Below are 13,354 nucleotides of genomic sequence, written 5' to 3'. Positions count from 1 at the left end.
CGTCTACGCAACGCACGCCAGGGGGACGCCATGATGATCCAGATGGGGCCAAAGAGCCCGCTTGGCTTCATGCTTAACAGGGGCCGGCAGCGCCAGGCGTGAATGCGCGCAGCGCAGTGCGCGTGATTGCCGATCGTGCTTGCGTGGCTGCGCGAGACACAGCCGCACTGCGGTTGACGCTGCGGCCCATGCACGGCGCGCCGCTGGCGTTCAGGTGCCGATGCGTGCGGTGGCGGCGGTTGGCGCAATATGCCGCGATTGCGCAGAAGGCAGACGCCGCAAAGCGAGGCGAATACGCCCCGACGATGGCCAATGGCAGCGACGACACGTCGCACACGCACCGCGTACGCGCATGCCGCCGCAACGCCGACAACGGAGGCGCTACGTCAGCAACGGCGCCCGGCTCAAATCCGCGTGGTGACCAGGAAACGCGCGCGGTCGCGCCGGGTGCGGCGGTGGATCTCGGCCAGGGCCTGGCTCTCGGTGGCTTCCAGCATCGACCCGAACAGGCGCTGGAAACGTGATGTCGGCGATGTTTGCGCATCCCGCGAGCACGGCGCAGCGGTCTCGCCTGCCATCGCCCGCTGGCGCGCGGAAAACGGCGACCGAGGCCGCGCCGGCGCCGGCTGCCGCCATGAGCGGATCCGGCGCTGCATTACCATGCGGCTTCCCGCCCGCGACCTCATCCCATGCCCGACAGCCTCCACGACCTGCAAGCCGCCCAGCGCGCATTCGCCGACGCACGCGAGTGGGGCCAGTTCCACACCCCACGCAACCTGGCCGCGGCGCTGTCGGTCGAGGCATCGGAACTGCTCGAGCATTTCCAATGGCTCACCGACGAGCAGAGCCGGCAACTGTCGGACGACAAGAAGGCCCAGGTCGGCAGCGAAGTGGCCGACGTGCTGCTGTACCTGCTGCAGCTGTGCGACAAGCTGGGCATCGACCCGATCGAGGCGGCGCGGCAGAAGATGCAGGTCAACGCCGCCAAATACCCGGTGGACCGCGCCAAGGGCCGCATCACCAAATACACCGAGTTGTAGCGGCGGCACTGCCTGCGTCCGCCCTTGCACCTTGTAGGAGCGGCTTCAGCCGCGACAGGCACCATCAGTAAAGCCCGTCGCGGCTGAAGCCGCTCCTACAGGGGACAACGCGCTATCACTGCAGCGCCTGCGCCAAGAACGGCGCAGTGCGACTTCCTCCGCATGCCGCCCGAACAGCACCGGTTGTGCATGTCGGCGGAAGCTGCGTTGGCGATGCGATGCACTTGCGCGAGCCATCCGCAGCAGACACACCACAAGGTTCACTGCCTGCAACAGATGAGAGAGACGGCGCGCTAGCCTTGCATCGCCTCAGCGAGAAATGGCGCAGTCCGACTGCCCGCATGCCGCGCCACCGCCTGCGGCACGCCGGCGACGACGACCTTGCCGCCTGCGTCGCCGGCGCCCGGCCCCATGTCGATGATCCAGTCGCTGGCCGCGGCCACGCGCATGTCGTGCTCGACCGCCACCACGGTATTGCCCGCCTCCACCAGCCCGTGCAGCTGGCGCAGCAGCGTGTCCACGTCGGCCGGATGCAGGCCCGTGGTCGGCTCGTCGAGCACGTAGACGGTGTCGCGGCGCTGCGCGCGTTGCAGCTCGGTGGCCAGCTTGATGCGCTGCGCCTCGCCGCCGGACAGTTCGGTGGCCGGCTGGCCCAGCCGCAGATAGCCCAAGCCCACCTCGCCCAGTACCTGCAACGGCCGTGCGATCGCCGCGTCGTCGGCGAAGAACGCCGTCGCCTGCGCCACGGTCATGCGCAACACCTGCGCGATGCTATGCCCGCGCAGTTCGATCTCCAGCGTCTTGGCGTTGTAGCGCGCGCCGTGGCAGGTGGGGCATGGCGCGTACACGCTGGGCATGAACAGCAGTTCCACGAACAGCGCGCCCTCGCCTTCGCAGGTCTCGCAGCGGCCCTTGGCGACGTTGAACGAGAAACGGCCGGCGTCGTACTTGCGCTTGCGCGCCGCGGGGGTCGCGGCGAAACGCTTGCGCACATGGTCGAATAACCCGGTATAGGTGGCCAGGTTGGAGCGCGGGGTGCGGCCGATCGGCTTCTGGTCCACCTGCACCAGGCGCCGCACGTGCTGCAGGCCATCGGCGATGCGTCCGTCGGTCGCCGCTTGCGTGCTGCGCTCCAGCGGATCCACGCCTTCTTCCGGATCGGCATGCTCCTGACCAAGATGCGCGCCGAGCAACTCCACCAACGCCTGGCTGACCAGCGACGATTTCCCGGAACCGGACACGCCGGTGACCGTGGTGAACACGCCCAGCGGGATGTCCACGTCCAGCGCGGCGACGTTGTTGCGGCTGATCCCGCGCAGCTGCAGCCACGCGCCCGGCGCGCGCGGCGCATGCGCGATCGGCGCCTGCGCGGCGAACAGGTAGCGGCGCGTGGACGAGGCCGCAACCTGCGCCAGCCCCGCCGGCGGTCCGCTGTACAGCACCTGCCCGCCCTGCTCGCCCGCGCCGGGACCGACATCGACGATCCAGTCGGCATGGCGGATCACATCGATCTCGTGTTCGACCACGAACAGCGAATTGCCCGCGGCCTTGAGCTGGTCCAGCGCGGCCAGCAGCGCCTGCGCATCGGCCGGATGCAGGCCGGCGGACGGCTCGTCCATCACGTAGACCACGCCGAACAGCTGCGAGCGGATCTGCGTTGCCAGGCGCAGCCGCTGCAGTTCGCCGGGCGACAACGTCGGCGTGCTGCGTTCCAGCGTGAGATAGCCCAGGCCCAGCTCCTGCAGGATCTGGATCCGCGCCAACAGATCCTGGGCGATACGCTGCGCGGCGATGGCCTGCTCGGGATGGCGTTTGGCGTCGCGCATGCGGCCGTCCGCGGCCGGGCGCAGCAACTCGGCCACCTGCGTGAGCGGACGCTGCGATAACGCGCCGATGTCGAGTCCGGCGAAGGTCACCGACAGCGCCTCGCGGCGCAGGCGCTTGCCGTCGCAGGTCGGGCACGGCGTGCTCAGCAGATACTGCGCCACGCGCTTCTTGATCAGCGCGCTCTGCGTGCTGGCGAAGGTATGCAGCACGTAGCGGCGCGCGCTGCTGAAGGTGCCCATGTAGGCCGGTTCCTGCTTGCGCCGCAGCGCGCGCTGGGTCTCGGCGAGGGTGAAGCCCGGATACACCGGCACCGTCGGCTGCTCGTCGGTGTACAGGATCCAGTCGCGGGTCTTCTTCGGCAGCTTGGCCCACGGCACATCGACGTCGTGACCGAGCGTGGTGAGGATGTCGCGCAGGTTCTGCCCATGCCAGGCCGGCGGCCACGCGGCGACCGCGCGCTCGCGGATGCTCCGCGTGCGGTCCGGCACCATCGACGCCTCGGTGGCGTCGTAGATGCGGCCCAGGCCATGGCAGGTGGGACAGGCGCCGGCCGGCGTGCTCGGCGAGAAGCCATCGGCATAGATGATGACCTGCCCCGGCGGGTAGTCGCCGGCGCGCGAGTACAGCATGCGCAGCGAATTGGAGATGGTGGTGACGCTGCCCACCGACGAACGCGTGCTCGGCGCGCCGCGCTGCTGCTGCAGCGCCACCGCCGGCGGCAGGCCTTCGATGGAGTCCACATCCGGCACGCCGGCCTGGTCGATCAGGCGCCGCGCGTAGGGCGAGATCGAATCCAGATAGCGGCGCTGCGCCTCGGCGAACAGCGTGCCGAACGCCAGCGAGGACTTGCCGGAGCCGGACACGCCGGTGAACACCACCAGCGCATCGCGCGGCAGTTCCACGTCCACGTCCTTGAGATTGTGTTCGCGCGCGCCGCGGACGCGGACGAAACCGGAGTCGGGGGAAATGGGCGGCTTGGGCATTGGCTGAAAAATTGGCAAGAGCTTGCGCAAGCTTAGCGGGGTCGGGCGGAGGTGGCCGTGTATGGGATGGCGCGATGGGCGCGGCGTCGCCTTCGCGACCACGCACACCTGTCCATCGACATGTACTCTTGCAGAAGGAAATTCAGTTTCGGCGCTGTCCGAAGCTATCAGAGGTCCACCGCTTCGCCTGTCGTGGCTGAAGCCGCTCCTACAAGAGCCGACAGGCCCCAACCAATACTCCCTGTAGGAGCGGCTTCAGCCGCGACAGGCAGCGTGGAGATCGATACATCCCGGTCGCGGCTAAAGCCCCTCCTACAGAAAACTTGCGGCAGACCGACCGGATGCACTGTGGGAGAGACTTCAGTCCCGACGCTGTCCCCTTCCGCTACACATAACGCGGAATCGGCCCCAGCTGCGGCGTCTGGTCCGGCAGCTCCACTTCGGTCTCGTCCACGTAGCACCAGCCCCAGCCTTCGGGCGGGTCGTAGCCTTCGATGATCGGGTGCGCGGTCTGGTGGAAATGCTTGGTGGCGTGGCGGTTAGGCGAATCGTCGCAACAGCCGACATGGCCGCAGCTGCGGCACAGGCGCAGGTGCACCCAGCGGCTGCCGATCTTCAGGCATTCCTCGCAGCCGCGCGCGCTCGGCGTGACTTCGACGATCGTGGAAAGATGCGAACACGGCCCGGTCATGGGGCGGCTCTCTCGACAATGGCAGGCACGGCACTGCGCCGCGCCAGGAACTGGTGGATCTGCGCGACCACCGCCGCGCCCTCGCCGACCGCCGCGGCCACGCGCTTGACCGAACCGGCGCGCACGTCGCCGATCGCGAACACGCCCGGCCGGTCGGTCTCCAACGGCAGTGCCGGCACCTGACCCGCCCCGGGTTCGGCGCCGGTGACGACGAAGCCGGCGTGGTCCAGCTGCACGCAGCCATCCACCCAGGCGCTGTTGGGATCGGCGCCGACGAACAGGAACACATGGTGCAAGTTGCAGCGATGCGTGGCGCCGCTGGCGCGATCGCGAAACTCCGCGCTCGCCAGCCGCTGCGCGGCATCGCCCTGCAGCGACACCACTTCGGTGCCGGTATGCAGCTCCACGTTCGGCAACGCGGCGATGCGCTCGATCAGATAGTGCGACATCGACGCCTCCAGCCCGGCGCCGCGCACGATCAGGTGCAGGCGCTTCACCTTCGGCGCAAGGAACACCACCGCCTGGCCCGCGGAATTGCCGCCGCCGACCAAGGCGACCTCCTCGCCCTCGCACAGCCGCGCCTCCACTGGTGAAGCCCAGTAGGACACACCGTTGCCTTCGAACGCAGCCAGATTGGCGATGTCCGGACGCCGGTAGCGCGCGCCCGACGCGATCACCACGCTGCGCGCCTGCACGCGCAGGCCGTCGCGCATCTGCAACTGCAGCGGCGCGGCGCTGCAGTCCTCGGCGTTAGTCGCATCGCAATGCAGCTGCGCCACTTCCAGCGGCAACGCCAGCTCGGCGCCGAACTTCAGCGCCTGGTTGTAGGCGCGCCCGGCCAATGCCTGGCCGGAGATGCCAGTGGGAAAGCCCAGATAATTCTCGATCCGCGCCGACGCGCCGGCCTGGCCGCCGATCGCGCGCTGGTCCAGCACCAGCACCGACAACCCTTCGGACGCGGCATACACCGCGGTCGCCAGCCCGGCCGGGCCGGCGCCGACGATGGCCACGTCGTAGCGCTTGTCGGGATCCAGCTCCGGGGTCATGCCCAGGCAATGCGCGGCCTCGGCCTCGCTGGGACGGCGCAGCACGGTGCCGCTGGGGCAGACCATCAGCGGCAATTCGTCGTGATGGATGCCCAGGCGCTCGACGAGCGCGCGGCCCTCGTCGTCGTTGGCCGCATCCAGGAAGGTGTTGGGATAGCCGTTGCGGGTCAGGAAGCCCTGCAAGCGGGTCAAGCGCGCCTCGCCCGGCTCGCCGATCAGCACCGAGCCGGCGGTATCGCCTTCGATCAGCCCGACCCGGCGCAGGATCAACGCGCGCATTACGATCTCCCCGACGTCGGCAGAACTGATCATCAGCGAGCGCAGATGCGCCGCGTCGAACGGCACCGCCACGCAACCCTGCGCCCCGGCGCGGCCACCAGCCAGCGAGGCGCGACCGGCCAGCTGGCTGACCTCGCCGGTGAACTGCCCGGTGGTGTGCTCGGTGACCGGCTTCTCGTGGCCCAGCCCGTCGCGCCGCACCACCGCGATCGTGCCCTGCAGTACCAGCCACACCGGCGCCGGATGGTCGCCGACGGCAAAGACCTCTTCGCCTGGTGCGAACGTGCGCGGCGCGCCGCTGGCGAAACGGCGCGCGGTCTCCACCTGCGCCGGCGCGAGCACCGGGAACATCTGATGGCGACGTGTATCGGCCAGGCTCATCGGCATCCTTGTGGGTAGCGGGCGACAATACGCACAGCATGCGATGCGTGCGCGCTGCCGGCAATCACCCATTCAGGGAGGCACACACCTCTCCTCTTCCCACCGGGAGAGGACCGGGGTGAGGGTACGGGCGCAGCCTCGTGCAAACCAACGGACGCGGCCGCTTTTCTGTCGCCACACACACCTCCCAGTACACGCAGGGATGACGCGCGCCGCGACCATGGCAGCAGCGCTCTTGTGTTCGCACCCGCAACGCCCCATCCAGTTGTTGTTGCGCCCATGCCGATGCCTACCCGGCCCCCCTTCTTTCTCAAGGAACCGCTCATGTCCGTCTCAATGTACCGCCTCAGCGTCCCGGTATTGCTGCGTGGCCTGGGCGTGCTGCAACGTTACGTCGACCTGGCCGAGCGCCATGCGCAGGACAAGGGCCTGGATCCGCAGACGCTGGTCGACGCGCGCCTGGCACCGGACATGTTCGGCTTCGCCGCGCAGATCCAGCGCGCCTCGGACACCGCCAAGAACACCATCGGCCGCCTCAGCGACATCGTGCCGCCGAAGATGGCGGACGACGAAACCACCCTGGCGCAGCTGCGCGAGCGCATCGCCGCCACCCAGCGCTTCCTGCACAGCGTGGATGCTTCCGCCCTGGACGGTGCGCAGGACCGCGCGGTGTCGCTGAGCGCCGGCAAATTGAAGGCCGACTTCATCGGCAGCGACTACCTGCTGACCTTCGCCCTGCCCAACTTCTTCTTCCATGTCGCCACCGCGCACGCGATCCTGCGCCAGCAAGGCGTGGCGGTGGGCAAACTCGACTACCTGGGGCCGTTCGACACGAAAGAAACGGCAGCCGCCTGAAGCCCCTCTCCCCTCGGGAGAGAGGTTGGGGTGAGGGTCCGGCGCGAAAGCGACTCGCTAGATCTAAGCGCACAACGCTGCGCCTGTCAGCGTCGGAGACCGCGCCTGTAGGCGCCAGGCGACTACGCCAACGAAGGCGCCACAAGCGCGCCGGCATCGGCCGCAGCAAACGCCTCCCCCGCCAACGCATGCATCCGCGCCACCGCCGCCGCTAACGGCCGCAGCACCGCCACGCCGCGCTCGGCGAACACCGCATGCAGCGCGCCGTAGTACCACAACGTCCCCTCGCGGCCGGCAGTGAAACGCTCGAACACCTGCATACCCACCGCGGGATCTTCCAGATCCGCAACGATACTGCGCGCGTTGTAAAGCTTGTCGCAGGCCGATACCAACAGCACTACATCCGGCGCCTGGCGCAGATGCGCCAGATACGCCTGCTTGCGGATGCGCCAGGCACGGCGCCTGGCCGGCACGTCCTCCTGCGCCGCCTTGCGCTCGGCGCTGGCGTCGGTACAGCCCATCACGATCGCCGCCACCGCATCGCCGAACTGCGCGCGGATCACCGCCTCGTGGCCGGCGCCGCAGTCCTCGACCACGTCGTGCAGCAACGCCGCGATCGCCTGGTCTTCATTGCCGCCGGCTTCCAGCACCAGCGTCGAGACCCCCAGCACATGGCTGAAATACGGCACCGTGCCGCCCTTGCGGAACTGGCCGGCGTGGGCGATGCGCGCATAGTCCACGGCACGTGCATAGCGTTCGGTGAGAGCGGTCATGCGGTCTTCCTGACGGGGCAGACCCGCATTATTGCGGAATCCGCACGCCGTCGCGGCGCAAACGGTTCAGACCGGCGGCGGCCGCACCCGGAACACCACGCTCATCCGCGGCGCCACCGGCCTGGCGGTCTTGGGGATGCCGTGCGCGTGGGTGAGTTGCGAGGCATGGCGCATCGCCAGCAGCCTGCCCGGCGCCAGTTCCACACCGATGCTCCTGCGCGCGCCGGCCTTGGCGCGCAGGTTCATGCGCCGCGGCGCGCCCAGCGACACCAGCGCGATCGGATGCGGCGCCAGCAGCGTATGCAGCGTGTCGTGATGCATCGCCACGCTGTCGCGGCCGTCGCGGTACAGATTCAGGCCCACATCGGTGTACGGCGCCGGCACCCGCACCTGCACCTGCACCGCGGCGTGCAGCGCGCGCAACGGCAGCGCCTCGGGCAGCGCCTGCAGGCCGTACGCCGCCACCAGCCGCGGCCACGTCCACCACGCGGTCGTACATCGGCCGGCGCAGCTGCTGCCACTGCGCGCCATCGCGCAAGGCGGCGAACCAGGCCTGCGCCAGCTCCGGATCGAGCAGGCGTGGCCAATAGCGGATACCGCCCTCGGCATCGGCCACCAGGCAATGCGGCGCGTCGTCGGGCTGGGCGAACAGGTCCATGGGCACAAGATGGGGAGCGGCAAAGAAGACGCCATCCCGGCATCTGAACGGATCAGCGGCTGCGACGCGGCGCAATGTCGCAGCCCGCGATGGGGAATTCTTACTTTTCGCCCGCGCTGCGTTAACGTTGCGCTTGGGAGCATGCAAAATGTACCTACATCACAGCACAGGCGAGACGCACGCATGACCGCAGCGCGCAGGACGACGGAAAGCATGACCACAGCAGCCGCCACGCCCCTCCACAGCGCCAATGGCGCCCACGCAGACGCCCCAGACAGCGGCGCCAAGGCGCCAGCCAAAGCGCTCCGCGCACGCGGCGCACCGGGCACCCGCAGCGAGGTGTTCCAGTCGCCGCTGTCCGCAGGCGGCACCGACAGCGACCTGCGCCGGCGCGCGCAGCGCACGCAATTGGCGACCAGGGTAGCCGCCGTCGGCACGATTGCCGCCGTGGCGGCGGTCGCCGCGCTGATCGCATGGCGGCGCGCGCGGCGCTAGCCGATCGCGACGACGGCATGCTGCTGCCTCGCTGCAGCAGCATGCAAGAGCGCCTGAACATGTCCATCGGCTCTCAGCCTGATGCGGGGATGCCCTGCCTGCTCGGGAGCATGTGGGATGGGACACCGGCTATTCGAATAGCTTTTAGCCATCCCGAGCCGCTACCGCGCAATCCCCCAAAGCGGCAGCCGCCACAGCACACTCATGCATGCCCCCTAGCGGGCCATCGACACCGTGAATTGCGTTGCGGCGTCCACTCCCTTGCGCGGCAGCGGCCGGATCCGCACCAGGCCGTAATGGCACACGTCCAGATCCTGGTAGACCAGGGTGCGGCCATCGTCGAACGCGAAACGCATGTCGTAGCGGCAGCCGGCGCCATGGATGCCGACGGTGGCCGAGTCGCCGCCGCCACGCAGCCGATCCACTGCCACGTCCCGAAATGCACCGCTACCGGGGTCGGCGACCGACAGCTTGGTCACGCTGTCGTGCGCGCGGTTGACCAGCATGACGTAGTGCGTGCGGCTCGCGTCCTGCGCATGGGCGGTGGCCGTGGCGGCGAGCAGCGCGATGGCAAGGCAGGCAGTGGGCAATGGAGACATGTCGGGGATCTCTGGCAGGAAGGGATACCGCCCGGCGCATCGCGCAACGGCAGCGGTGCGCACATCTGGCGCGCCCACCCCGCCCTGCGCCCAGCGATCCGGGACGAATCGTCGTAGCGGCGTGACCAATCGTCGCCATTGGTCGCCGCGCTTCTCAGCGCGCACCACCGCGCTTAGGATCGGCGCATCCCGTTCGAGCATCGCCCGATGAAGATCCGCCTGGGTTCCACGGAAATCGGCCTGACCCGATACCTGAGCCTGTGGACAGCCGTTGTGGTGGCGTTCGCCGTGCAGGGCTGTCTGTACGACTCCGTCAACAACGGCCAAAGCTGGCAGCTCGGCGACTACCTGCGCTGGTCGATGATCCAGTGGTACACCTGGGCCGCGCTGGCACCGCTGGTGTTCCGCCTGGGCGAGCGCTACCCGATCCCCACGCCGCTACAGCTGCGTTCGCTGGGACGGCAGCTGCTAGCCAGCATCGGCGTCACCACGCTGGCGATGTTCATCGGCGCAGTCGTCTCGCCAGGCGCGTTCTTCGACCAGCTCGGACAGTTCATCGGCAAGCACTTCGCGATCGGCCTGCTGACCTACTGGGGCCTGCTGGCGATCCAGCAGGCGCTGCACTACCGCAGCGAGAGCGACCGCCGCGAACTGGAAGCCAGCCGCCTGGCCACGGAACTGGCGCAATCGCGGCTGCAGGCGCTGAAGACCCAACTGCAACCGCATTTCCTGTTCAACACCCTGCACGCCATCGTGACCCTGCTCGACGACGACGTCGCCTCGGCCGAGGACATGCTGCTTCGCCTGAGCGAACTGCTGCGCGCCCTGCTGGAAGAATTCGACGGCCAGGAAATCACCCTGCGCCACGAACTCACCCTGCTCGACCTGTACCTGGGCATCCAGCGCAAGCGCTTCGGCGACCGCCTGACCACGCGCCTGTACATCGACCCGGCCACCCTGGACTGCGCCGTGCCGAGCCTGCTGCTGCAGCCGATCGTGGAGAACGCCATCCAGCACGGCATCGGCCGCCACGCCGGCGCCGACTGCGTGGAGATCGAGAGCCGGCGCGAAGACGGCCAGCTGCGCATTGAAGTGCGCAACCGCAACAGCACCCTGGGCGACGGCAGCGGTAACGCCGGCCACGGCATCGGCCTGTCCAACACCCGGCTGCGGCTGCAGGAACTGTATGGCGACGCCGCCGAGATCCGCCTGGACATGCTCTGGCCGCAAGGCGTGGCGTGCCGCATCCGCATGCCGTTCCGCGAACTGGAAGACGCCGAAGGCGCGCCGGAGCACGTGCCCGCATGAGCATCGCCGCACTGGTCATCGATGACGAACCGATCGCCCGCCACGCCATCGTGCGCCTGCTGCGCGAGCACGCCGACATCGCCCTGCTCGGCGAATGCGGCGACGGCGCCGCCGCGGTGGCCGCGATCCGCGAACACTCGCCAGACCTGGTATTCCTGGACATCCAGATGCCGGAAATGACCGGCATGGACGTGGTCGCGCAGATCGGCGCCGAACGCATGCCCGCCACCGTGTTCGTCACCGCCTACGAGCAGTACGCCGTGCGCGCCTTCGAAGCCAACGCGCTGGACTACCTGATCAAGCCCTTCAGCCGCGAGCGCTTCGCCGCCACCCTGCAACGCGCCAAGGCGCGGCTGGGCGGCGCCGGCAACAACCCGGCGCACCTGCTTCAGGCGCTGGACGCATTGCGCCAGCGCGACGCCTACCTGCAGCGCATCGCCGTGCGCGTGGACGAACACGTGGTGTTCGTCGCCGTGGACGACATCGTCTGGATCAAGGCCAACCGCAACACCGTGCAACTCCACGTGGCCGGCGCCGTGCACGAACTGCGCGAGACCATGGCCGCCCTCGGCGCGCGCCTGGACCCGCGCCACTTCGCCCGCGTGCACCGCTCGGCGATCATCAACGTGCGCCGGGTCAAGGCCATCCACCCCTGGTTCAACGGCCACCACGTGGTCACCATGGACAACGGCCAGCAACTGCGCATGAGCCGGTACCAGCATGAGGTGTTTCTGCGGTTGGTGACCAACGGCAGCGGTGAATGAACGATCGCGGTAGGCGATAGAAGCCTGCGCCAGCGCTGCCCCCGGACCGGATCGACAGGCGTGGTCCACCCAATTACATTGGGCGTCTCGCCTCACGCCGCGCCACCGCAGCGCCACGCGCAGGACATCCCAGGAGAAGCACATGAAGCCGTGGCGCATCACCGTGCAGATTGCAGGGATCTTATTTGCCGCAGGCGCATGCAGCATGGCCGAAGCCGCCCCCAAGACCCCGATGGCTTCCGACGTCCTGGCCCTCCCCGCCGACCAGCCGACCCAGCGCCTGTTCGACTGCGCCGAGACCAGCATCGCCCACTTGTCCGAGACCAGCAGTTCCTGGCCCAAGGTCACGCGCAAGGACGCCGCCAACGGCGTGCTGGAATCGGGCAACTTCGAAGACGCCAACCGCAGCGGCTTCCGCATACGCATCGAGCGCGCGCAAGGCGTCGGCCAAGCCAAGATCGCCCTCAAGGGTGCAGGCGCCTACTTCGCCGACCTGGGCGTGGCGCAGGCGATGCAGGACCTCAAGACCGCGCTGGGCAGTTGCATCGCCACCCCACCGCGCTAGTCTCGAGAAGACGGAAAGAAGAGCCCCATGCGCCACCATTCGATCGAAGCACGCTTGCTCTGCATTGCCGGCATCGCCGGCCACGCCTACTGGGTGCTGCGCGACGAGCGCGGCAACGCCCTGGCCGAACTGCACGGCCTGGCCACCGACCGGCACACCGGCACGCCGATCCCGATCGGCACCGACGCGCGCAGGCACGCGCTGCGCGCCTGGCACTACCCGCACGACGCCGATTACGCCAACGCCATCGGCGCCCAGCCCGACCGCACCAGCTACCTGAGCGATGGCCAGCCGGCGCGCGCCGCCGCCAGCGGCGACAAGCACGAAATCCTGGCGCGCTGGCACGCGGCGCTGCGTGCCATGCCCGAACTCAACGCCCAGGACCTGGACTACCCCAACTACGGCTTCAAGCTGCTCGGCGCCACCATCAACAGCAACTCCGCCTTCCGCACCTTCGGCGAACTGATGGGCGTACCGGTGCCAGGTTTCTCCCGCAGGCTGCAACCGGGCATCGGCAACTGCATGTTGCCGCGCGAGCGTATTGCGGCGCTGTGTTACCGCGAGCGGACGGCGCAGGACCTGCAACGCGTCTGCACACCGGGCAGCGATGCCATCCGCCAAGACGCCCGCAACCACTCCATGCCGAGGCAAATCCGCAACGTCTAAGGCGACGCAATCGAAGACCGGTTCATGGCGCCTCCCAATCGGCGCCATGGCCCTGCGCCTGATACGGGGACTGACGCTGCGCCGGCCACGACACCTCGCGCAGCACCATGTCCAACTGCTCCGCGAGCAGTTCCATGCACACCGCCAGCTCGCCCGCACGCACCTTCGGGGCGGCCTCGCGCTCTTCAGCCACGCTGCGTGGCTCTGCCAGTAGTGCGAGGAACTTGATGAACTCGGCCAGCCGCACCAGCCGGAACTGGCTATCTTCGGGCAGGAAATAGCCCGGCATTTCAAGATCGTCCGTTCTGTACTCCGACATCGTCGCCTCTCCTTCCATGAAGTGGCCGTCCGCCGCCATGGCGGACGGGAAGTCGGGAGGCTAGAAACCGCGTATAGCCGGCGGGTTTATTCCCCTTTCGGGTGT

The 13,354-nt window shown here is 68.7% G+C and carries 14 protein-coding genes and 1 pseudogene; 8 read left to right on the top strand and 7 right to left on the bottom strand.

Going from position 1 to position 13,354, the window contains the following annotated elements:
- Positions 1-98: 98 nt before the first annotated feature.
- A complete protein-coding gene (locus tag KHF85_RS05420) occupies positions 99-524 on the top strand; it encodes a hypothetical protein (RefSeq protein ID WP_284568798.1) in 426 nt (141 codons plus the stop codon).
- 165 nt (positions 525-689) lie between these two features.
- A complete protein-coding gene (locus KHF85_RS05415) occupies positions 690-1,040 on the top strand; it encodes a nucleotide pyrophosphohydrolase (RefSeq protein WP_003465565.1) in 351 nt (116 codons plus the stop codon).
- A 293-nt stretch (positions 1,041-1,333) separates the two neighbouring features.
- Here the strand turns inward: KHF85_RS05415 and KHF85_RS05410 are convergent, their stop codons facing one another.
- The 3 genes from KHF85_RS05410 to KHF85_RS05400 all read right to left on the bottom strand — a co-directional run bounded on the left by KHF85_RS05410 (position 1,334) and on the right by KHF85_RS05400 (position 6,247).
- Positions 1,334-3,850, bottom strand: a complete 2,517-nt coding sequence (locus tag KHF85_RS05410) for an excinuclease ABC subunit UvrA (RefSeq protein ID WP_284568797.1) — start codon at positions 3,848-3,850, stop codon at positions 1,334-1,336.
- A 385-nt stretch (positions 3,851-4,235) separates the two neighbouring features.
- A complete protein-coding gene (locus tag KHF85_RS05405; RefSeq protein WP_284568796.1) occupies positions 4,236-4,541 on the bottom strand; it encodes a UBP-type zinc finger domain-containing protein in 306 nt (101 codons plus the stop codon).
- A complete protein-coding gene (locus KHF85_RS05400) occupies positions 4,538-6,247 on the bottom strand; it encodes an FAD-dependent oxidoreductase (RefSeq protein WP_284568795.1) in 1,710 nt (569 codons plus the stop codon). Before KHF85_RS05400 ends, KHF85_RS05405 begins: the two co-directional genes overlap by 4 nt.
- Before the next feature lie 324 nt (positions 6,248-6,571).
- Here KHF85_RS05400 and KHF85_RS05395 point away from each other — a divergent pair, with 324 nt between their 5' ends.
- Positions 6,572-7,102 carry a DUF1993 domain-containing protein gene (locus tag KHF85_RS05395; RefSeq protein ID WP_284568794.1) on the top strand — a complete coding sequence of 177 codons (531 nt, stop codon included), beginning with the start codon at positions 6,572-6,574 and terminating at the stop codon, positions 7,100-7,102.
- A gap of 122 nt (positions 7,103-7,224) precedes the next feature.
- Here the strand turns inward: KHF85_RS05395 and KHF85_RS05390 are convergent, their stop codons facing one another.
- Both KHF85_RS05390 and KHF85_RS05385 read right to left on the bottom strand, forming a co-directional pair.
- Positions 7,225-7,875, bottom strand: coding sequence for an HD domain-containing protein (locus tag KHF85_RS05390; protein WP_284568793.1), 651 nt, complete (start codon positions 7,873-7,875; stop codon positions 7,225-7,227).
- A gap of 66 nt (positions 7,876-7,941) precedes the next feature.
- Positions 7,942-8,533: pseudogene (locus KHF85_RS05385) on the bottom strand (alpha-ketoglutarate-dependent dioxygenase AlkB).
- Positions 8,534-8,716: 183 nt separating this feature from the next.
- On the opposite strand from KHF85_RS05385, the gene KHF85_RS05380 reads away from it, so the two are divergent.
- Positions 8,717-9,028, top strand: coding sequence for a hypothetical protein (locus tag KHF85_RS05380; RefSeq protein WP_284568792.1), 312 nt, complete (start codon positions 8,717-8,719; stop codon positions 9,026-9,028).
- A gap of 215 nt (positions 9,029-9,243) precedes the next feature.
- Here the strand turns inward: KHF85_RS05380 and KHF85_RS05375 are convergent, their stop codons facing one another.
- Positions 9,244-9,828 (bottom strand): hypothetical protein, encoded by a 585-nt coding sequence (locus KHF85_RS05375; RefSeq protein ID WP_284568791.1) that lies wholly within the window; start codon positions 9,826-9,828, stop codon positions 9,244-9,246.
- Positions 9,829-9,834: 6 nt separating this feature from the next.
- On the opposite strand from KHF85_RS05375, the gene KHF85_RS05370 reads away from it, so the two are divergent.
- From KHF85_RS05370 to KHF85_RS05355, 4 genes are all read left to right on the top strand, one after another.
- Positions 9,835-10,935 (top strand): sensor histidine kinase, encoded by a 1,101-nt coding sequence (locus KHF85_RS05370; protein ID WP_284568790.1) that lies wholly within the window; start codon positions 9,835-9,837, stop codon positions 10,933-10,935.
- Entirely contained in the window at positions 10,932-11,699 is a 768-nt protein-coding gene (locus KHF85_RS05365) for a LytR/AlgR family response regulator transcription factor (RefSeq protein WP_284568789.1), read from the top strand. Before KHF85_RS05370 ends, KHF85_RS05365 begins: the two co-directional genes overlap by 4 nt.
- Positions 11,700-11,841: 142 nt before the next feature.
- Positions 11,842-12,264, top strand: a complete 423-nt coding sequence (locus KHF85_RS05360; RefSeq protein WP_284568788.1) for a hypothetical protein — start codon at positions 11,842-11,844, stop codon at positions 12,262-12,264.
- 27 nt (positions 12,265-12,291) lie between these two features.
- Positions 12,292-12,930, top strand: coding sequence for a hypothetical protein (locus KHF85_RS05355; protein ID WP_284568787.1), 639 nt, complete (start codon positions 12,292-12,294; stop codon positions 12,928-12,930).
- Between the two features lie 22 nt (positions 12,931-12,952).
- Here KHF85_RS05355 and KHF85_RS05350 read toward each other — a convergent pair whose 3' ends face one another.
- Entirely contained in the window at positions 12,953-13,288 is a 336-nt protein-coding gene (locus tag KHF85_RS05350) for an XAC0095 family protein (protein WP_284568786.1), read from the bottom strand.
- Positions 13,289-13,354 lie beyond the last annotated feature (66 nt).

Source organism: Xanthomonas graminis pv. graminis, assembly GCF_030168915.1.
Taxonomy (GTDB): Bacteria; Pseudomonadota; Gammaproteobacteria; order Xanthomonadales; family Xanthomonadaceae; genus Xanthomonas_A; species Xanthomonas_A translucens.
The sequence above is the reverse complement of the archived record's forward strand: the minus strand, read 5'-3'. Positions and strand labels throughout refer to the sequence as shown.